We start from the raw sequence: 19,423 nt of genomic DNA on the forward strand, positions 1-19,423 counted from the left end.
ACCGCGCTTTGCGAGGGCGCTACCATGAATCAGATCTACGCTATGCGGGTCTTCGTCCGGGTTGCGGAGACACAAAGCTTTAGACGCGCGGCCCAGCAGCTGAAAGTGTCGAACGCACTGGTCACACGTTCGATCGCAACACTGGAGGCGCATCTGCATGCGCGCCTTATCAATCGCACGACACGCAATCTCTCGCTGACGGAAGCGGGCACGCATTATCTGGAGGGCTGCCGGGGCCTGCTCGAAGAACTCGATCTTCTGGAAGGCTCGGTGGCGGGCACCGAGCGAGAGCCCAGCGGCACGTTGCGCGTCGTCGCGACGGGCGCGCTGTCGCCTCAGGCCCTCACACAGTTGCTCGACGGCTACCGGCGGCATTATCCAAAAGTACGCATCCGTCTTACGCTCGCCGAACGCACACCGCATCTGCTCGAAGACGGCTACGACGTCGGCCTCTTCATCGCGGGGCATGGATCGACGGGGCAAAGCGCAGAGGTCGACAGCATCGAGCTGTCGTTCGCGACGCAGCGGCTCGTGCCGTGCGCCGCGCCCTCCTACCTCGCGCTGCGCGGCGAGCCGCGCGATCCCGGGCAACTCGTGCTGCACTCGTGCATCGCGACGCCTGCGGAGCAGCGCGGTCCGATGGCATGGCATTTCGTCGATGGCGAAGGCGATCCGCAACCCGTCGCGTTCGAGCCGTCGTACACGGTGAACAGCCCGCTGCTCGTGCGGCTCGCGGCGATCGCCGGCATGGGCGTCGCGGTGCTGCCCGAAACACTCGTCGCCGACGACTTCGCGACGGGTGCATTGAAGCGCATCATGCCGGACCATTCGGTCGACGAGTCGCAGGCGAAGGTGTCGCTCGTCTATCCGCGCCGCCGCCACTTGCCGACGAAGACGCGTACATTCGTCGATTACACGGTCGAGCACGCGGGATGCGCGGAACCGGAAGTTCCCGCGAGCGCGCATGCGATAGTGGCGCACGAGCTGCACGTCGTGCGGCACGCGTCATAGGCCGCGCGGCGTCGCCAATACGCCGGCCGTGCCCACAGGAGTACGGAACCCATGCGCATGATCCTGTTCAGCAGCCGGCAATACGACATCGACACGTTCACCGAGGCGAACACCGCATTTCACTACGAGCTGCACTTTCAGGAGTCGCATCTCGATGCGGACACAGCCGTGCTCGCCGACGGTTACGACGTCGTGTGCCCGTTCGTCAACGACACCGTCGATGCGGCGACGCTCGAGCGCCTGCATACGGGCGGCACGCGGCTGATCGCGCTGCGCTCGGCGGGCTTCAATCACGTCGATCTGGCAGCGGCTCTGCGGCTGGGCATGCCCGTCGTCAGAGTGCCCGCGTATTCGCCGCACGCGGTCGCCGAGCATGCGGCGGGACTGGTGCTCGCGCTGAACCGGAAGCTGCCGCGCGCCTTCGCCCGCACACGCGAAGGCGATTTCTCGCTGAACGGGCTGCTCGGTTTCGACCTTCACGGCAAGACGGTCGGCGTGATCGGCACGGGCATCATCGGCCGGTGCTTTGCGCGCGTGATGGCGGGCTTCGGCATGCAGGTGCTCGCGAACGATCCCGGTCCTGAGTCGGCCGAAGTCCTCGCGCTCGGCGGGCGCTACGTGCCGCTCGATACGCTGCTCGCGGAGTCCGACGTCGTGAGCCTGCACTGCCCGCTGCTGCCCTCGACGCACCATCTGATCGACAGCCGCGCGCTCGCGAAGATGAAGCGCGGCGCCATGCTGATCAACACGGGGCGCGGCGGGCTGGTCGAAAGCAATGCGCTGGTCGGCGCGTTGAAGAGCGGCCAGCTCGGACATCTCGGGCTCGACGTGTATGAGGAGGAAGGCGGCATCTTCTTCGAGGACCACTCGAATCTGCCGCTGCAAGACGATGTGCTCGCGCGTCTGCTGATGTTCCCCAACGTGATCGTGACCGCGCATCAGGCCTTTTTCACGCGCGAGGCGCTGACCGAGATCGCGCAGACGACGCTCGGCAATGTGAAAGCGTGGCGCGAAGGGATGCCGCGCAATGTCGTCGACGCGCCGGCGAAGGGATGACCGGCGCACGGCCGGCCCGATACGCCGAAGCGGCCAACGAAGCGATAAAGGCCAGCGCGACGATGCATCGGCGCGCTGGCCTTTTTACTCACTTACGCGGAGTCCGATCGCACGTACCGGACGTGCATCGTTCAGGTTCGCGGCAACACGTCTGCGCCGGCAGAACCGGGACGCAGCGCGGTGCGCGCGTCGTCGGGCGCGCCGCAGTACTGGCGAAGCAGCGCCGCTTCGCGCTCGTGCACTTCGACGGGAAACCACACCGCGCCCGCCGCCAGCATGTAGCGCGCGCGATGCTGCCCGTTGCGAAACGCGACCACGCCTTCATGTTCCAGCCTGAGCCAGCCGAGCAGCCCCGGCGCGCAGCGTGTCGTGATCGTCACATAGGGCATCTGCGGAATGCGCGCATTGGACGGATCGAGAAACTCGCGGATGCCGCGCACCTTGCCTTGATGCCATTCGTTCACGGGACGCAGCACGTAATCGGTGTCGTCGCGATCGGCGCATGCAAGCAGCTTGCGCGCATCGACGAGCACGACCTGATGACGCGTGCCGTCCGCCGTGAAGACGCGCTTCATCCGCACATGGTTGTACGGGGGATGATCGAGCAGCGGAACGATCCATACCGGCTCGCTGCCGGATGGCGATGATGCTGCCGAAGATGTCGTCGGTGATTCCATCAGTGAGGACATAGGGCGTACTCCATGCGCCGGTGCGTGCGCGCGCCCTGGCAGTTCAAAAAGCGCCTAAGCTACGAGTCGATTGTTAAAAGCACGTGACTGGCTTGCGAGCGATTCGCGCTGTATCGCCGCTGCTTCGCCACGCTTCGTCGCGCAGGCTCGAGCTTCTGGTTTAGCGGATGTTTTGCGCGGTTCTTTAGGGTGTCGCCGCGCATTCGCGCGCTTTTTCATTCCACTGTAGATCCTCAACGAACACTGAAGCGGAGAGAATGATGGCTATCCAACAGTTCGGCGAGCACGTGCGAATTGAAACTGCACAAAAAACCCCAACTGCACAGAATCAGCAATCCGCGGGCCCGCCAGACGCCGTCGCGACGATCGTCATCGACCGCCCTGCCCGCCGCAATGCCGTCGACCGTCCGACGGCCGATGCGCTTTGCGCGGCGTTGCGCCACTTCGAAGCCAACGACGCATGGCGCGTCGCCGTGTTGACGGGGGCAGGCGGCACTTTTTGCGCGGGAGCGGACCTCACTGCACTACAAGACGATGCACGACGCAACGAATTGCACGCCGACGGCAGCGGCCCCGGTCCGATGGGACCGACGCGCATGATGTTCACGAAGCCTGTCATCGCGGCGATCGCGGGTCATGCGGTGGCGGGCGGTCTGGAACTGGCGGCGATGTGCGATCTGCGCGTCGTCGAAGCGGATGCCGTGCTCGGTGTGTTCTGCCGACGCGTCGGCATTCCGCTGATCGATGGCGGAACAATTCGCCTGCCGCGTCTGATCGGCCAGTCGCGCGCGCTCGATCTGATCCTGACGGGCCGCGCGATCGGTGCCGATGAAGCGCTTGCGTTCGGTCTTGCGAATCGCGTCGTGCCGAAGGGCGCCGCGCGCGCCGCCGCCGAGCAGCTGGCCGCCGAGCTCGCCGCGTTCCCGCCGGCAGCGCTGCTTGCCGACCGCCGGTCCGTCTACGAAAACGCGCCGCTCGAAGATCTGCCCGAAGCGCTGCGCCGCGAAGGCGCGGGCGGCTATCAGGCTGTGTTCGCCGAGGGCGTCGCGGGCGCGGCGGCGTTCGCTGCGGGAGCGGGTCGTCACGGAAGCGCGATCCGTGATGTGGCCGGTGATGTATCCGGCGATGTGCCCCGCGATGTACCCGACACCGCGCCCGACAAGAAAGTCCCCTGAAATAAGGGATTTTCTCGGCGCAATCACATCGCAATCGACGAAATACAACAGCGCGTCAGGCCGTCAGCACGGTCGAATTGGCTTAGGTACAATCCCCTACTGATTTTCCCTTGCCGACGCCTGCGCACTCGTCCCGAAAGCGCGCGACGGCAACGCGAACGGCGTTCCCGCCCGCCGGCGCGACCCTCCCGTGAAAGCCCCGACATGCCCTTGCCCCTGCTTGCACTTGCCGTCGCCGCGTTTGGTATCGGTACCACCGAGTTCGTCATCATGGGGCTGCTGCCCGATGTCGCGCGCGATCTGAGCGTGTCGATTCCGGCCGCGGGCATGCTGGTGTCCGCGTATGCGCTGGGCGTGACGATCGGTGCGCCGATCGTCGCGATTGCGGTGGCCAACATGCCGCGCAAGAAAGCGCTGATGAGCCTGATCGGCATCTTCATCGTCGGCAATCTGCTGTGCGCGATCGCACCGGGTTATGCGGTGCTGATGGCCGCGCGCATCGTGACGGCGTTCTGTCATGGCGCGTTCTTCGGCATCGGCTCGGTCGTAGCTGCCGGGCTCGTCGCGCCGACCCGCCGCGCGCAAGCCATCGCGCTGATGTTCACGGGCCTCACGCTCGCGAACGTGCTGGGCGTGCCGCTCGGCACGGCGCTCGGCCAGGCTGTCGGCTGGCGCGCGACGTTCTGGGCCGTGACGGGCATCGGCGTGATCGCGGCCATCGCGCTCGCGCTGTGCCTGCCTTCGAAGATCGAGATGCAGAAGGCAAGCCTCGTCCATGAGTTCACGGTGCTGAAGAATCCGCAGGTGCTGATGGTGCTGGGCACGAGCGTGCTTGCATCGGCGAGCCTCTTCTCGACCTTCACCTACATCACGCCGATCCTCGAAGACGTGACGGGCTTCACACCGCATGCCGTGACGATGGTGCTGCTGCTGTTCGGTCTCGGGCTGACGGTCGGCAGCACGCTGGGCGGCAAGCTCGCGGACTGGCGCCCCGTGCAGTCGCTGCTGTCGTTCCTGCTCGCGATCGTCGCGATCCTGTCGATCTTCGCGATCACGATGCACAGCGAAATCCCGGCGATGATCACGGTCTTCCTGTGGGGCGTGCTCGCCTTCGCAATCGTGCCGCCGCTGCAAATGCTGATCGTCGACCGCGCGAGCAGCGCGCCGAATCTCGCGTCGACGCTCAATCAAGGCGCCTTCAACCTCGGCAACGCGACGGGCGCGTGGCTCGGCGGCATGGCGATCGGCGCGGGCGCGCCGCTGACGTCGCTGCCGTGGGTCGGCGTCGCGACGGCGGCCGCGGCTGTTGCGCTGACGTGGTGGTCGGTGTCGCTCGACCGGCGGCTGCCTGTGGCGAGCTGAGCGGCCACACATCTCGAACGCCTTCACCCTGCCATCCGGCCATCCGACGCTGCGCGTGGCATGACGGCGTAGTAGCATCTCGCCGGATGAAAGTCGTCCTCTCCCGCGATTTCCTCGCGCTGATCCTGAGCGTGGCCGTGGTCGGCCTCGGCAGCGGCGCGACGCTTCCCCTCACCGCTCTCGCGCTGACGCAGGCCGGCTACGGCACCGACGTCGTCGGCCTGCTGACGGCCGCTCAGGCGGGCGGCGGCCTGTTGGTCGTGCCGATCGCCGGCCGGATTGCCGCGCGTTGCGGCGGCCGCGAGGTGATCGTCGGCTCGGTGCTGATCGTCGCCGTCGCGACGGCGCTGATGCAGGCAACGCCGAATCCGTTCGTCTGGGGTCTGCTGCGCGTGCTGTGCGGCGCTGCGCTGATGTTGCTCTTCACGATCGGCGAGGCATGGGTGAACCAGCTCGCCGACGATGCATCGCGCGGGCGCGTCGTCGCGATCTATGCAACGAACTTCACGCTGTTCCAGATGGCGGGCCCGGTGCTCGTGAGCCAGATCGCGCAGTTCGATCATTGGCGCTTTGCGATCTGCGGGCTGATCTTTCTGATCGCGCTGCCCGTGCTGACGATGATCCGCTCGACGCCCCATGCGTCCGACGAACATGAGCCGCACGGCAGCTGGCGCCGCGTGCTGCCGCAGATGCCCGCGCTCGTGATGGGCACGGGCTTCTTCGCGCTGTTCGACACGATCGCGCTTTCGCTGATGCCGCTCTTCGCGATGGTGCATGGCGTCTCAACCGACGTGGCCGTGCTGTTCGCGTCGGCGCTGCTGCTCGGCGACACGACGATGCAGTTTCCGATCGGCTGGCTCGCCGATCATCTCGGACGCGAGCGCGTGCATATCGGCTGCGCGGTGCTCGTCGTCGTGCTGGTGCCTCTCTTGCCGTTGGCCGTCCAGTCGCCGTGGCTGTGCTGGCCGCTGCTCTATGTGCTCGGCGCGGCGGCGGGCGCGATCTATACGCTGTCGCTCGTCGCGTGCGGCGAACGCTTTCGCGGCGTGGCGCTGGTGTCGGCGAGTTCGCTCGTCGGCGCTTCGTGGAGTATCGCGAGTTTCGGCGGACCGCTGATCGCGGGCGCGTTGATGAAGAGCGTCGGCAACGACGCGCTGATCGGCGTGGTGCTCGCGAGCGCGTTGGCGTTTCTGGCGGCGGCCGTGTGGGAGAAGCGGCGCGGCGTGGTGGGCGCGGCGTCGTGAAAACGATGAAGCCGCGCGCATTCGATGCTGCGCGCGGCTTCTTTGGACAAGGCTCAGATCAGCAAACGAGTCGCCGACCTGAGGCGTGTGATAGATGTGACAGACCTCACTGACGCGCCGGCAAAATCTCGCCGATACACGTGCCGAAGCCCACGCGATACCCATCGCCCTGACACCATCCCGCGAGCGTCAGCGTGTCGCCGTCTTCGATGAATGCGCGCGTGCCGCCTTCTTTCAGCTGCAGCGGCTTCTTGCCGTTCCACGTGAGTTCGAGCAGGCTGCCGAACGAATCGTCGGTCGGACCGCTGATCGTGCCCGATCCCATCAGATCGCCGACGCGCGTATTGCAGCCCGACACCGTGTGATGCGCGAGCTGCTGCGCCATCGTCCAGTACATATGACGGAAGTTCGTGCGCGCGATCGTCGTCGCTTCGTTTGCGCCTTGCGGCTTCAGCAGCACTTCGAGCGAAATGTCGAACGCGTGCTCGCCGCCGTGGCGCAGATAGTCGAGCGGCTGCGGGTCTTGCACAGGCTGCGCGACGCGGAACGGTTCGAGCGCATCGAGCGTGACGATCCACGGCGAGATCGTGGTGGCGAACGTCTTCGCGTTGAACGGGCCGAGCGGCACGTATTCCCATTGCTGGATGTCGCGCGCGCTCCAGTCGTTGAGCAGCACCATGCCGAAGATGTGCTCTTCCGCTTGCGCGCATGGAATCGGCTCGCCCAGTGCGTTGCCGCGTCCGACGATGAAGCCCGTCTCCAGTTCGATATCGAGCTTGCGGCACGCGCCGAAGACGGGTCGCTCCTGATCGGGCAGCTTCAGCTGGCCATTCGGACGGCGCACGGGCGTGCCGCTCACCACCACGGACGACGCGCGTCCGTTGTACCCGATCGGAATCTCCGACCAGTTCGGCAGCAGCGCGTTCTTCGGATCGCGGAACATCGAGCCGACGTTCGTCGCGTGCTCCTTCGACGAATAGAAGTCCGTATAGCCCGGAATCTGCACGGGCAGATGCAGCGTCGCGTGGGCCTGGCTAATCAGCGCGCGTCTTTTCAGTTCGGCGTCGTCGCGCAGCGCCGGGTTATCGTGCGAGAGCAGCTTGCTCAGCTGGATGCGCACGCTGCGCCATGCATCGCGGCCAAGCGCGATGAAGTCGTTCAACGCGTCGCGCACGAATACGCTGTCGCCGGCACTCGACGAAGGCGCCGTCAGCAGGCCCGCGCTTTCGAGCGCGGCCAGATCGACGATGCAATCGCCGATCGCCACGCCCGCGCGGCGTGTCGAGTTAAGCCCATCGCTGAAGATGCCGAACGGCAGGTTCTGAATCGGGAAGTCGCAGGCCGGCTCGTTCGCCGATTCGACCCAACTCTCGCGCGACGCATCGAGCGTCGCCTGAAGATCGCTCAATGCGTTCATCGTTGCTCCGGATTGAAGTGTTTCTTGAGACCTTGCCAGCACTCGAAGTAATGCGCCTGAAGCTGCGCGGTTTCGAGCGCGAATCGCGTCGGCTTGATCAGCGTGCGGGTTTCGAACATGAAGGCCATCGTGTTGTCGACCTTGTTCGGCTTCGACGTATCGATATTCGATGCCTTCTCGAACGTTCCGGCGTCCGGGCCGTGGCCCGACATGCAGTTGTGCAGGCTCGCGCCGCCCGGCACGAAGCCTTCCGCCTTCGCGTCATACGCGCCGTGCACGAGGCCCATGAACTCGCTCGCGACATTGCGGTGGAACCACGGCGGACGGAACGTATCTTCGGCGGCGAGCCAGCGCGGCGGGAAGATCACGAAGTCGATGCTATCGACGCCCGGCGTGTCGCTCTGCGACTGCAGCACAAGGAAGATCGACGGGTCCGGATGGTCGTAGCTGATCGAGCCGATCGTGTTGAAGTGGCGCAGATCGTATTTGTACGGCGCGTAGTTGCCATGCCACGCGACGACGTCGAGCGGCGAATGGCCGATGTCCGCGCGCCACAGATGACCGTTCATCTTTGCGACGAGTTCGAAGTCGCCTTCGCGGTCTTCGTAGGCCGCGTGCGGCGTGAGGAAGTCGCGCGGATTCGCGAGACCGTTCGAGCCGATCGGCCCGAGGTCCGGCAGACGCAGCTGCGCGCCGAAGTTCTCGCAGATATAGCCGCTCGCCTTTCCGTCCGGCAGCGCCACCGAAAAACGCACGCCGCGCGGAATTACCGCGATCTCGAACGGCTCGACGTCGAGCTTGCCAAGTTCTGTGAAGATCGACAGACGCCCAGCTTGCGGCACGATCAGCAGCTCGCCGTCCGCGTTGTAGAAGAAGCGGTCTTGCATCGACTGGTTCGCCGCGTACACGTGAATCGCACAGCCGCTCATCGCTTCCGCCGAGCCGTTGCCTGCCATCGTCACCCAACCGTCGATGAAGTCGGTCGGCTCCGTCGGCATCGGCAGCGGGTCCCAGCGCAGCTGGTTGGGCGGCGTGGGCGGGACGTCGGCGAAATTCGCCACCAGCCGATGCGACGGCAGCGCCGTGAACGGCTGATGCACAGCCGCCGGCCGGATGCGGTACAGCCACGAACGGCGGTTGTGGCCGCGCGGCGCCGTGAAGGCCGTGCCCGACAGCTGCTCCGCGTACAAGCCGTACGGTGCGCGCTGCGGCGAGTTGCGGCCTTGCGGCAGCGCGCCGGGCAAGGCCTCGGTGGCGAACTCGTTAGCGAAGCCAGACTGGTAGCCCGGCTGGATTTCGCGTCGTGTAGTCGATTCCATGCATTGATCTCCGTAAATGCCCCAGCCGCGCGCTCGCTTGCAACGCCGCCTACATTTTACGAATAGTAAAACAGATTATGATTAGTGAAATTAACGTAAACCCTCAGTTTCGGCCGCGATCACTACACGGATGGCGAAATCCATATCAGTATTTGGTGCATGAAAGAGCGGCGGCCGCTGCTACCATCGAATCATGCGGCACCGTCCGCCCCGAGATTCACTCCCCGAACGCATTCATGATCCCGCTGACCATCCCCCAACTCGTCGACCGCGCTTCCACTCACCCGTTTCTCGGCGAGCATCTGAGAATGGGCACAGGGATTCGCGCCGGCGAGGCGGTCGCGAGATTCGGCAATGTGGAAATCGGCAGCAGCTATGAACCGATCTTCGACATCTCGGTGCATGCGCTCGCGCAGTCGCTGGCGTCGGCGCCCGAGAGCGCGGACCGTTTCGGCGACGAGCTCGGCGTTCAGGCAATCACGCAGCAGCTGGACGGCACGGAGTCCGACACGTTCGATCCGTTCGAGCACGTCGTCGACGATCAGCAACTCGTCGCGCTCGACCGGATGTCGCGCGCGATGCACGCGATCAATTTCTTCGGGCCGCAGCGGCATGGTCTGCTATTTCTGCGCGTGCACGAGCGGCTGCTAAAGAGCGTGCGCTACGATCACGGCCGACATTTCTCGACCGTGCTGATGTCGTTCGGGTTGAATCCGTCGCGCATCGTGATTGAGTTGCCGCCGGCGGCCGTCGCGCATCGGACATTTCTTGGCTATCTGACCAAGAGCTACCAGCACTATGGATTCAAGGTCGCCGGCAATCTGCCGAACGCAGGGCAGATCCTGTCCGTGTCGGACATGGCGAGACTGGACTTCATCAAGATGGATGCGGCTTCGGCATTGCGCGATTCGATGGTGAAGCCATTGGTCGGCTATGCGAATCGGCTGAGAATTCCGTTGATTTTCAATCGCGTGACGACGGAAGCGCAGTTCGATCTCTTGCAGCAATACGACGTGCGGTTCGTGCAGGGACCGCTATTCGTCGTGCATGAGAATCGGCCGGCTTGAGGTTGTCTGTCGCTCAGGGTTGTCAGATTCGCAGTTGTCGGATTCGCACGTTGTCTGCAGTATTCAGGCACTGTCGCCCAGTCGCCGTGCAAGCGATTTCAGACGCGGCGCAACCCTTTCCCGAAACACGCTCTCCCCCATCGACGACGCCGGTCCGCTGCAACTCAGCACCAGCAGCCGGCCGTCGCGCGGGTCTCTGAACGGCACGGCGACGGCGTTCACGTCGTCGTGCCAGTCGCGAAACGAATAGCAGCAGCCCTCGTCCGCGAACGCATCGATTTCCTTTTGCGCCTGTGCGACCTGTTCCGCGCCTTCGTCGCCGGCTGCTCGCTGCAATTCGGCGAACAGCGCGGCACGAGCGTCGGCGGGCTGCACGGCGAGATACGCGCGGCCCATCGAACTCGTCAGCATCGACAGTTTCGAACCTGATGCAAGGCCGAGCGTCAACGCCGTTTCGCTGCGGATCGTCTCCAGATAGATCATGTCCAGCCCGTCGCGGCAGCCGAGCGATACCGCCGCGCCGACCTCGCGCGCGAAGTCGCGCATGTGCGGGCGGGCGAGTTCAAGCGTGTCGGTGCCCGACAGCAGCGCGAAGCCGAGCGACAGCACGCCTGCATCGAGCGCGTATTTGCCGAGCGCCTCGTCGAAGCGAAGATAGCCGAGCACTGTAAGCGTGTACGCGAGCCGGTTGACGGTCGCCTTCGGCAAGCCCGTGCGCTCGACGAAGTCGCGGTTGCCGAGCAGCGTCTCGCCGGGGCGGAACGCGCGCAGCAGATCGAGCCCGCGCGCCAGCGCGACCACGAACTTGCGTTCGTCGACCGAATCGGAAACGCGCGCCGATAGTGATGGGGTGGATGCAGGTTTCGACATCGGATGCTAAACTCAATCGTCGTTTGCAAAACATTGTTTCGCACAGCGGAACTCAAGTCAAGCATGGGACGGTAGCAGGCGCCAAAAACGCCAGCTCCCGTCGAAAAGGAGATACGTCATGGCAGCCGCCGCGCAGTTTCACTGGGAAGACCCGCTGCTCCTCAACCAGCAGCTCACGGAAGAAGAACGCATGGTGCGTGACGCCGCGCAGGCGTACGCGCAGGACAAGCTCGCGCCGCGCGTGCTCGAAGCGTTCCGCCACGAAAAAACGGACGTCGCGATCTTCCGCGAGATGGGCGAACTGGGCCTTTTGGGCCCGACCATTCCCGAGCAGTACGGCGGCCCCGGCCTCAACTACGTGAGCTACGGGCTGATCGCGCGCGAGGTGGAACGCGTCGATTCCGGCTACCGGTCGATGATGTCGGTGCAGTCGTCGCTGGTGATGGTGCCGATCTTCGAATTCGGCTCAGACGCGCAGAAGGACAAATATCTGCCGAAGCTCGCGACGGGCGAATGGATCGGCTGCTTCGGCCTGACGGAGCCGAATCATGGTTCCGATCCGGGCAGCATGGTGACGCGCGCAAAGAAAGTCGATGGCGGCTACTCGCTGTCGGGTTCGAAGATGTGGATCACGAATTCGCCTATCGCGGACGTGTTCGTCGTCTGGGCGCAACTCCAAACGGATGGCAAGGATGAGATTCGCGGCTTCATCCTTGAGAAAGGCTGGAAGGGTTTGAGCGCGCCCGCGATTCACGGCAAGGTCGGCTTGCGCGCGTCGATCACCGGCGAGATCGTGCTCGACGACGTGTTCGTGCCTGAGGAAAATCTGATGCCGGGCGTGAAGGGTCTACGTGGACCGTTCACCTGTCTGAACTCGGCGCGTTATGGCATCGCGTGGGGCGCGCTCGGCGCGGCCGAAGCGTGCTGGCATACGGCCCGTCAGTACACGCTCGATCGCAAGCAGTTCGGCCGGCCACTCGCCGCCAACCAGCTGATCCAGAAGAAGCTCGCCGACATGCAAACCGAAATCACTCTCGGCCTTCAAGGCGTGCTGCGTCTTGGCCGGATGAAGGACGAAGGCACGGCAGCCGTCGAGATCACGTCGATCATGAAGCGCAATTCATGCGGCAAGTCGCTCGATATCGCGCGTATGGCGCGCGACATGCTGGGCGGCAACGGCATTTCGGATGAGTTCGGTGTCGCGCGGCACCTGGTGAATCTCGAAGTCGTGAACACGTACGAAGGCACGCACGATATTCACGCGCTGATTCTCGGACGCGCGCAGACGGGCATTCAGGCGTTCTTCTGACGCTCGTCGATCCACAAAGAATCCATAGGAAGTCTGTAAGCGAAAAGCCCGCGTTCATTGCGAACGCGGGCTTTTCTGTCTTGCTCCAAGTAAGAACCGACGCTTACTTGTTCGGCTGCGGCGTCATCCGCAGATAAGGACGCAGCGCCTTGTAGCCCTTCGGAAACTTGCGTCTGATTTCTTCCTCATCCTTGAGCGACGGCACGATCACGACATCGTCGCCATGCTTCCAGTTGCCCGGCGTCGCGACCTGATAGTTGTCCGTCAGTTGCAGCGAGTCGATCACGCGCAGCACTTCGTCGAAATTGCGACCCGTGCTGGCCGGGTACGTGATGATCAGCCGCACCTTCTTCTTCGGGTCGATGATGAAGAGCGAGCGCACGGTCAGCGTTTCGTTCGCGTTCGGATGGATCATGTCGTACAGCTGCGAGACCTTGCGGTCGCCGTCGGCGAGAATCGGGAACGCGACGCTGGCCGCCTGCGTCTCGTTGATGTCCTTGATCCACTCGTTGTGCGACTCCTTGCTGTCGACGGACAACGCGATCGTCTTTACGTTGCGCTTCTCGAACTCGCTTGCAAGCTTCGCGGTCAGCCCGAGTTCCGTCGTACAGACAGGCGTGAAGTCCGCCGGGTGCGAAAACAGGACGCCCCAGCTGTCACCCAGCCATTCGTGGAACCTGATGCGGCCGATGCTCGACTCCTGCTCGAAGTCGGGTGCGACATCGCCAAGACGTAGACTCATAGTGCAGCTCCTTGAAGTTGTTCGAATGATCCGCTCGGTCTGGCCGGCCGAGGGTTACGAATTAGAGCATACGGGACGAGGGCGTGCACCGCGAACGAACATCGACTGCGACGCTTATCTGTTTTTGTAATTTTCTCGCCGATGTACGAAACTTAGCGGGACAGATCAACTCCATCCATACGATGGCTTGTTCTGCGGACACATGAGCGTCACGGTTCGAAGCGGCAATGTGACACGTCCGCGGCGGCCAGGAACGCTTCATGCAAGCGCGTTCGGCACTTGCGCGCGACGATGCGCGTAACCGGATGGCGCGCGGCCCGTTGGCTCGCCAGCGGCCGTTTCTTTGGTTACGATTCACGCGTAGCGTGCACGAAGGGGAGCAGTCAATGTCGGAAGTCAACAAGGAGAGATTGATGTCGGATATCAAAACCGTACTCGCAGACGCGGAAGATCTGCTGAAGCAGGCCGCGAGCGCCACGGGCGAACGCGCTTCTGAACTTCGCGAGACGGCGCTCTCGCGTCTCAAGCAGGCGAAGGAAAAGGCTGCCGACGTGCAGGTCGTGGTTGTCGAGAAAGGCAAGAAGGCCGCGCGCGCCACCGACGACTATGTCCATGAACATCCATGGGCATCGATTGGCATCGCAGCCGGCGTTGGCGTGCTGGTGGGCCTGCTGATCAATCGCAAGTAACGCGTACGACGCGCGCCGGCAACGCGGTCGAGCGGCCGGCGCGCTTTGCTGACTTGCAGACCGGTGCGCGAGCAGCCGGCCGGCTCTATCTACGCGCATCCTCGCGCGCAACACGCTCAAGCCATGATCGACACACATTCGCACAGCGGGGACCGCGGGCCATTGCGGCGCATCCTCAGTTCGTTCTTCTCGATCCTGCAAACGCGGCTCGAACTGGTCGGCATCGAACTGGCCGAGGAAAAAGACCGATTGCTGCTGGTGCTCTTCATGGGACTCGCCGCCATGATGCTCGCGACGATGGCGTTGATCGCGCTGACCGCGCTCATCGCGATTGCCTTCTGGGACACCTACCGATGGCAGGCGCTTGCCGGCATCACGGTCGTCTACGCAATCGCGGCGATCGCTTTTGCGCTGAAGGCTCGCAGCGGCTTGCGCAATGCGCCGATGATCTTCGAAGCCACGCTCCATGAATTCCAGAAGGACCGCGAGATCTTCCGCAAACGCTGAATGCCGTGCGCCGTACTTCGCTGTCCGTCGACAACGCCTTTGATCAACCGTTCGATCAACCCGCAATCCACCATGAGCCAGGTCCACTCCGATAACGCATTTCGAAGCCACCACCATGCCGGCAAAAACCTGAGCGCGCCGCATCTGCGCACGCTGCGCAAGGAACTGCTGATCGTGCGCGCGGACGTCGAGCGCATGGAACTCGCGCAGGCAACGCTCGATCTGCGCAGTGCCGTCACGCATTTCAGCTGGCTCAAGTTCATCGTGCCCGGCTTCGGCGCGATGCCGTGGGGCCGCCGTCGCGGCGCGGCTAGTGGAATCGGCGTTCTGCTCAGGGAGTACCCGCTGATCAGTTCGATCGTGTCGCTCGTGCTCGCGAAGCCGATTCGCAACAAGGTGACGGCGACCGCGAAGCCCGCGCTGAAGTGGGGCAGCCTCGCGTTGGCGGCGTGGGAAGCGTATCGCATCTACAGGCAGGTCAAGCGCGAGGCCGCGAAGCCAGCGGCAACATCCGCCGGCGCGAGAGACGCCGATATGAACCCGCCGTGAGGCGGCTCGTTTCGATCGCTTCATCATCTATCGCGTGCTCCAGCATTGGTCGGCGACTGCGTCCGCCGAGCCCCGATTGGACTTCGTGCCCGTCGCGTCGAGAATGAACGTGCCGCAGGCGTCGTCGGCCATCGGTCCGTTCGCGATCGGCTGCGCTTCGAGCGCATAGCCGCCGTTCAGATCGTCGGCGGATAGAATACGCAAGTGATAGACCGCCTTCCCAGCTTGCGGCGCCTGGGCGAGACCCGAGGGCAACGGCGCGCCATCCACGTAAGCGGACGACTCCACGAACTGGGCCGCACGATACAGCGCCGACGCGGCATCCATCCTGTGCGCCTTCGCGATATGCGCGCGATAGGACGGGACCGCGAAGACGGCGAGCGTCGCAGCGATCGCCATCGCGACCACGAGTTCGAGTAACGAGAAGGCATGCGACTTGTGCTTCATCGCAAGGGCCATGGCTGGTTGTACGCTCAGGTGACTCATAAGACTCGCAAGACTCAAAACTCAAAACGGACGTGCCGCGACGCGGCGCCAATGTTTCTCGACCGTGCTGCCGTCGATGACGATCTGCAATTGCAGCCACATCTGCGAATCGACGTTGCGGCCGTAGCCTCTCGCCGTCACGAGGTACGCATGCGCGTCGGCGCGATTCGTCAGCCGCCATCCTTCGACGAGACATCGCGGCACTCGAAATGACAACGTTGCTGGCCACGACGCGAATGGAGCGAGCGCGTTGGACTCGAAGATCGTCTGCGATTTCCAGCCGGCCGGCTCACCGGCGACGCCCGGCATCGCCGGCACGGAACCGCTGATGACGTTTCGGGCGCAGGCCCTCAGCGCTGCATCCGCGGCATGGAACGCGAGCAGATGGTCATACATGCCCGTCGCGTTGCGCGCAGTCGCGACCGATTGCTCGAACCACGCCGCCGATGTCGCCAGCATCATCGATGCAAGCAGAAGCACGACGGGCAGTGCGATCCCCCGTCCATACGCGCGACGACGCACCGTTCCCCATTGCTTCATCTGACCGTCCATCACGCAGCGCTCCCTTCGTTGTTTCGAAGCGCGACGCGCCGCCAGAACGCGCGCCGCGTGCGCGTATCGGGACCGACTGCCGAGACGCCGTCGCAATCGACATAGCGCGTCTGCCCCATTTGCGGCGCTCCGCGAACGAGCACGCACACATCGACGGCAACGACGCTGCTCCATTGCGCGGGCGCAAGCGACGCAGCATCGAGCGCCGACGATGCGCCTATCAACCAGTACCGTAAGCGCAGACGCTCGACGCCTTCGACAAGCGGTTGGGACGAATTCGCCCCCGTGCCCTCGCAGTACAGCTCGGGCTCGCCCGTCGAGCCACTCGTCTTCGCGTAAAAACGATTGACGATGGATACGCCTGGCGCATCGGCGTCAGTTTTCGTGACGCCCTGGCCAAGACAATCCGTCGTGAGGTTCGCGGCAGATGGCCATGTCGATACGTTGTCCGCGACGTAGCGCATCGCGATGCCGTCGGAATGCGTTGCGAGCGATTCGCAGGACAGGCTGTCGTCGGCGCCGACAGGCCGCCCGCCTGAGCAGCCGAACAGACCAGGACGCGCGACGAAAGCGCGCGACATGTCGGCCGGAACGAACCCGGCCATCTGCAACTGCTCGCCGATCAGCGACAACGCTGTCATGCCCGCATCGTGGATCTGCGCTGCATCGGCTGCCCGCGCGAACGCAATTCGTTGCGAGCGGTAGAGCGACACGGCGCCCGCTGTCACGATCACCCCTAAAGCCATCGCGATTGTCATCTCGAGCAACGTGTGGCCGCATGCGCGTGCAAAGCGCGTATGAGGCGGAGTCCGAATCGGGTCGCGAGAAACGAGCGGCATCATCGTGAAAACGCCACTACGATGCATTCACGCCCTTGAGGCACATCGACATCGCCGCACGACGCCGGCATATCGATCACGTCTCCCGAACCTGTGCCGTTACGCGCCGGAGAAAGTTGCGCCGCCCAGGTCGCGCGGGCGAACGACAGTTCGGCGCCCGAGACGGCCGCATCGCCCTTGGGCAATATGCTCGCCGCACGCGTCTTCCATTGACCGAGCGCAGGAGCGCTCTCACTCGCGAAAGGCGCACGCGCCGCTTCGGCAATTGCATCGGCGATGAGCGCGGCCTGGTACGACGTCGCACGGCCGTCGCGCGCAATCGATAGTTGCACCGCGATCAGGCCGAGCACGGTAACAGCCGTAACGGCAACGGCGATCAGCACTTCGATCAGCGACTGTGCGCGCGAAAAGAACACTCGTGTGCGCCTCATGTGGTGGCCCCGCATGCGCCATCGACGATTCGCGCACGTCCGCCCGCGGCGATACGAATGCAGCGCCGCCAGTCCTTGCCCTGTGTCGCCTTCGAAGCCGCGCGCGGGCCGACGTCGAAGCTGCGGAAGCTGCCGTTGGCCTGTCCCGCAGGCGGCGTAAACGTGAGGTTCGTAAGCGCGCCGGCAATGCTGACATCCGCCAGATCGGGCTGCACGCGCAATGGATAGAAGCCGCCCGCACGCTCGATCATCACGGCCCATCCGCACGACCAGTCGACGACGCCCGTCTTGCATGCCTGTCCGATGGCAAGGCAATGACGCGCCGAATCGACCCGGCACACCGTCACGCGCACACCGCGCCGCAGTGCTTCGCCGCGCGCGTAACTGAGCGTGGACAGCAGCGCGCGGGCACGTGCGTCGACCTGATCGCGCATGCGCCAGGCCACGAACGAAGGCACGCTCATCGTCGCGACGATCGCGAACAGCGCGATTACGACAAGCGTCTCGAACAGCGTAAACCCGCGACGGACACGCCATGTATGAGCAGCATGCTTCATCAGCAATCCTCAGTTTTTGCCAGGAACGTGACGACTCTAACGGCGTGCAGCGACGCCCACAATTAGCCGGATGGCCAGGTGGCGGACGCGCGAATCCCTGCACGACAATGCACGTGCATCAGATGGATTCGCGGATGGACTTCAGGGAGGAAGAAGAATGCAGATGCGCGAACAATCAGCGCTTGCGAGGAGGCTTCGCGGGCGTGGCCGGTGCGTTCATCCGGCGAAATTCCTCGATGACGTCTTCAAATTCGGAAACGTCTTCGAAGCGCCGGTAGACGGAAGCGAAGCGCACGTACGCGATAGTGTCAAGCGCGCGCAACTCGTTCATTACGAGCTCGCCCAGACGTTCGCTGCGCACTTCGCGCTCGCCGCTGCCGAGCAGCTGATACTCGATGCGCGACGCGGCGGCGTCCACCGCGTCGGCCGCAACGGGGCGCTTGCGCAGCGCCAGTTGCATGCTCGCAATCAACTTGCGACGATCGAATTCCGTGCGGCTGCCATCCTTCTTCACGACGGCGGGCAACGCCAGCTCGACCCGCTCGTATGTCGTGAAACGCTTGTCGCAGGCCGGACAGCGACGACGGCGCCGGATCGCGGCGCCGTCCTCCGATACGCGCGAGTCGACGACCTGCGTATCGTCATGCCGGCAGAAGGGGCAGCGCATGGCAGCTTAACGGTAGACCGGGAAACGTTGCGTCAGCTCGGCGACCTGCGCGCGCACGCGCTCGATCGTGGCCGTGTCTTCCGGATTGTCCAGTACGTCGGCGATCAGGTTGCCGACCTGCTCGGCTTCCTTCGTGCCGAAGCCGCGCGTCGTCATCGCGGGCGAGCCCAGACGGATGCCGCTCGTCACGAACGGCTTTTCCGGATCGTTCGGAATCGCGTTCTTGTTGACCGTGATGTGCGCCGCGCCGAGCGCCGCTTCCGCTGCCTTGCCCGTGATCTTCTTTGCGCGCAGATCGACGAGCATCACATGGCTTTCCGTGCGGCCCGACACGATGCGCAGACCACGCTTGACGAGCGTTTCAGCGAGCACACGTGCGTTCTCGACCACGCGCTGCTGGTATTCCTTGAATTCCGGCGACAGCGCTTCCTTGAACGCGACCGCCTTGCCGGCGATCACGTGCATCAGCGGACCGCCCTGAATGCCGGGGAAGATCGCCGAGTTGATCTGCTTCTCGTACTCGGCCTTCATCAGGATCACGCCGCCGCGCGGACCGCGCAGGCTCTTGTGCGTGGTCGTCGTGACGAAGTCGGCGAACGGCACGGGGTTCGGATACACGCCCGCAGCGATCAGGCCGGCGTAGTGCGCCATGTCGACCATCAGATACGCGCCGACCGACTTCGCGATCTTCGACAGACGCTCGAAATCGATGCGCAGCGCGAACGCCGATGCGCCTGCGACGATGAGCTTCGGCTTGTGCTGCTGCGCGAGCTTTTCAGCTGCGTCGTAGTCGATGTCTTCCGCTTCGTTCAGGCCGTAGCTGACCACGTTGAACCACTTGCCCGACATGTTGACGGGCGAGCCGTGCGTCAGGTGGCCGCCGTG

22 protein-coding genes are annotated in these 19,423 nt (G+C 64.2%); 10 read left to right on the plus strand and 12 right to left on the minus strand.

The window, feature by feature from the left end; all coding sequences use genetic code 11:
- Window positions 1–24 precede the first annotated feature (24 nt).
- Together BMW76_RS30345 and BMW76_RS30350 are read left to right on the plus strand one after the other, a co-directional pair.
- Window positions 25–1,011 carry a LysR family transcriptional regulator gene (locus BMW76_RS30345; RefSeq protein ID WP_090871950.1) on the plus strand — a complete coding sequence of 329 codons (987 nt, stop codon included), beginning with the start codon at window positions 25–27 and terminating at the stop codon, window positions 1,009–1,011.
- 51 nt (window positions 1,012–1,062) lie between these two features.
- On the plus strand, window positions 1,063–2,067 hold the full coding sequence (locus BMW76_RS30350; protein ID WP_090871952.1) for a 2-hydroxyacid dehydrogenase: 1,005 nt from the start codon (window positions 1,063–1,065) through the stop codon (window positions 2,065–2,067).
- A 131-nt stretch (window positions 2,068–2,198) separates the two neighbouring features.
- Here the strand turns inward: BMW76_RS30350 and BMW76_RS30355 are convergent, their stop codons facing one another.
- A complete protein-coding gene (locus BMW76_RS30355; protein ID WP_090871954.1) occupies window positions 2,199–2,756 on the minus strand; it encodes a plasmid fertility inhibition factor family protein in 558 nt (185 codons plus the stop codon).
- Between the two features lie 257 nt (window positions 2,757–3,013).
- On the opposite strand from BMW76_RS30355, the gene BMW76_RS30360 reads away from it, so the two are divergent.
- From BMW76_RS30360 to BMW76_RS30370, 3 genes are all read left to right on the plus strand, one after another.
- On the plus strand, window positions 3,014–3,931 hold the full coding sequence (locus tag BMW76_RS30360) for a crotonase/enoyl-CoA hydratase family protein (protein WP_090871956.1): 918 nt from the start codon (window positions 3,014–3,016) through the stop codon (window positions 3,929–3,931).
- A gap of 204 nt (window positions 3,932–4,135) precedes the next feature.
- Window positions 4,136–5,293 carry an MFS transporter gene (locus tag BMW76_RS30365; RefSeq protein ID WP_090871958.1) on the plus strand — a complete coding sequence of 386 codons (1,158 nt, stop codon included), beginning with the start codon at window positions 4,136–4,138 and terminating at the stop codon, window positions 5,291–5,293.
- A 41-nt stretch (window positions 5,294–5,334) separates the two neighbouring features.
- Complete coding sequence (locus tag BMW76_RS30370) at window positions 5,335–6,537, plus strand: MFS transporter (RefSeq protein ID WP_407669045.1); 1,203 nt, start codon at window positions 5,335–5,337, stop codon at window positions 6,535–6,537.
- A 106-nt stretch (window positions 6,538–6,643) separates the two neighbouring features.
- Here the strand turns inward: BMW76_RS30370 and fahA are convergent, their stop codons facing one another.
- Together fahA and hmgA are read right to left on the minus strand one after the other, a co-directional pair.
- The gene (gene fahA / locus BMW76_RS30375; protein WP_090871962.1) at window positions 6,644–7,954 is read right to left on the minus strand and encodes a fumarylacetoacetase; all 1,311 of its coding nucleotides are present in this window, start codon (window positions 7,952–7,954) and stop codon (window positions 6,644–6,646) included.
- Window positions 7,951–9,273 (minus strand): homogentisate 1,2-dioxygenase, encoded by a 1,323-nt coding sequence (gene hmgA, locus BMW76_RS30380; RefSeq protein ID WP_090871964.1) that lies wholly within the window; start codon window positions 9,271–9,273, stop codon window positions 7,951–7,953. Before hmgA ends, fahA begins: the two co-directional genes overlap by 4 nt.
- A 236-nt stretch (window positions 9,274–9,509) precedes the next feature.
- Between hmgA and BMW76_RS30385 the strand changes: the two genes are divergently transcribed.
- Window positions 9,510–10,340: an EAL domain-containing protein gene (locus BMW76_RS30385; protein ID WP_090871966.1), complete on the plus strand. Its 831-nt coding sequence runs from the start codon at window positions 9,510–9,512 to the stop codon at window positions 10,338–10,340.
- Window positions 10,341–10,403: 63 nt separating this feature from the next.
- On the opposite strand, the gene BMW76_RS30390 is transcribed toward BMW76_RS30385, so the two are convergent.
- Window positions 10,404–11,210, minus strand: coding sequence for an IclR family transcriptional regulator (locus tag BMW76_RS30390; protein WP_090871968.1), 807 nt, complete (start codon window positions 11,208–11,210; stop codon window positions 10,404–10,406).
- A gap of 118 nt (window positions 11,211–11,328) precedes the next feature.
- On the opposite strand from BMW76_RS30390, the gene BMW76_RS30395 reads away from it, so the two are divergent.
- Window positions 11,329–12,519 carry an acyl-CoA dehydrogenase gene (locus BMW76_RS30395; protein WP_090871969.1) on the plus strand — a complete coding sequence of 397 codons (1,191 nt, stop codon included), beginning with the start codon at window positions 11,329–11,331 and terminating at the stop codon, window positions 12,517–12,519.
- 103 nt (window positions 12,520–12,622) lie between these two features.
- On the opposite strand, the gene BMW76_RS30400 is transcribed toward BMW76_RS30395, so the two are convergent.
- The gene (locus tag BMW76_RS30400) at window positions 12,623–13,261 is read right to left on the minus strand and encodes a peroxiredoxin (RefSeq protein WP_090871971.1); all 639 of its coding nucleotides are present in this window, start codon (window positions 13,259–13,261) and stop codon (window positions 12,623–12,625) included.
- Between the two features lie 386 nt (window positions 13,262–13,647).
- On the opposite strand from BMW76_RS30400, the gene BMW76_RS30405 reads away from it, so the two are divergent.
- The 3 genes from BMW76_RS30405 (at window position 13,648) to BMW76_RS30415 (ending at window position 15,006) form a co-directional block, all read left to right on the plus strand.
- Window positions 13,648–13,950 carry a DUF883 family protein gene (locus tag BMW76_RS30405; RefSeq protein ID WP_007584918.1) on the plus strand — a complete coding sequence of 101 codons (303 nt, stop codon included), beginning with the start codon at window positions 13,648–13,650 and terminating at the stop codon, window positions 13,948–13,950.
- A 123-nt stretch (window positions 13,951–14,073) separates the two neighbouring features.
- A complete protein-coding gene (locus BMW76_RS30410) occupies window positions 14,074–14,457 on the plus strand; it encodes a phage holin family protein (RefSeq protein WP_090871972.1) in 384 nt (127 codons plus the stop codon).
- Window positions 14,458–14,529: 72 nt separating this feature from the next.
- Window positions 14,530–15,006: a DUF3318 domain-containing protein gene (locus tag BMW76_RS30415; protein WP_090871993.1), complete on the plus strand. Its 477-nt coding sequence runs from the start codon at window positions 14,530–14,532 to the stop codon at window positions 15,004–15,006.
- A 27-nt stretch (window positions 15,007–15,033) separates the two neighbouring features.
- Here BMW76_RS30415 and BMW76_RS30420 read toward each other — a convergent pair whose 3' ends face one another.
- From BMW76_RS30420 to glyA, 7 genes are all read right to left on the minus strand, one after another.
- On the minus strand, window positions 15,034–15,453 hold the full coding sequence (locus BMW76_RS30420; protein WP_090871995.1) for a type IV pilin protein: 420 nt from the start codon (window positions 15,451–15,453) through the stop codon (window positions 15,034–15,036).
- Between the two features lie 60 nt (window positions 15,454–15,513).
- Window positions 15,514–16,044, minus strand: coding sequence for a pilus assembly PilX family protein (locus BMW76_RS30425; protein WP_245763432.1), 531 nt, complete (start codon window positions 16,042–16,044; stop codon window positions 15,514–15,516).
- Window positions 16,044–16,790: a PilW family protein gene (locus BMW76_RS30430; protein ID WP_407669042.1), complete on the minus strand. Its 747-nt coding sequence runs from the start codon at window positions 16,788–16,790 to the stop codon at window positions 16,044–16,046. The genes BMW76_RS30425 and BMW76_RS30430 overlap by 1 nt, the downstream gene beginning before the upstream one ends.
- Window positions 16,791–16,882: 92 nt before the next feature.
- Window positions 16,883–17,314: a type IV pilus modification PilV family protein gene (locus BMW76_RS30435; RefSeq protein WP_090871975.1), complete on the minus strand. Its 432-nt coding sequence runs from the start codon at window positions 17,312–17,314 to the stop codon at window positions 16,883–16,885.
- Window positions 17,311–17,871 carry a GspH/FimT family pseudopilin gene (locus BMW76_RS30440; protein WP_090871977.1) on the minus strand — a complete coding sequence of 187 codons (561 nt, stop codon included), beginning with the start codon at window positions 17,869–17,871 and terminating at the stop codon, window positions 17,311–17,313. Before BMW76_RS30440 ends, BMW76_RS30435 begins: the two co-directional genes overlap by 4 nt.
- 175 nt (window positions 17,872–18,046) lie before the next feature.
- Window positions 18,047–18,538 (minus strand): transcriptional regulator NrdR, encoded by a 492-nt coding sequence (gene nrdR / locus BMW76_RS30445; protein WP_090871979.1) that lies wholly within the window; start codon window positions 18,536–18,538, stop codon window positions 18,047–18,049.
- Between the two features lie 6 nt (window positions 18,539–18,544).
- Window positions 18,545–19,423 (minus strand): serine hydroxymethyltransferase (glyA, locus tag BMW76_RS30450; protein ID WP_090871981.1); only part of this gene is annotated, 879 nt, incomplete at its 5' end.

The organism is Paraburkholderia diazotrophica, assembly GCF_900108945.1.
GTDB classification, from domain to species: Bacteria; Pseudomonadota; Gammaproteobacteria; order Burkholderiales; family Burkholderiaceae; genus Paraburkholderia; species Paraburkholderia diazotrophica.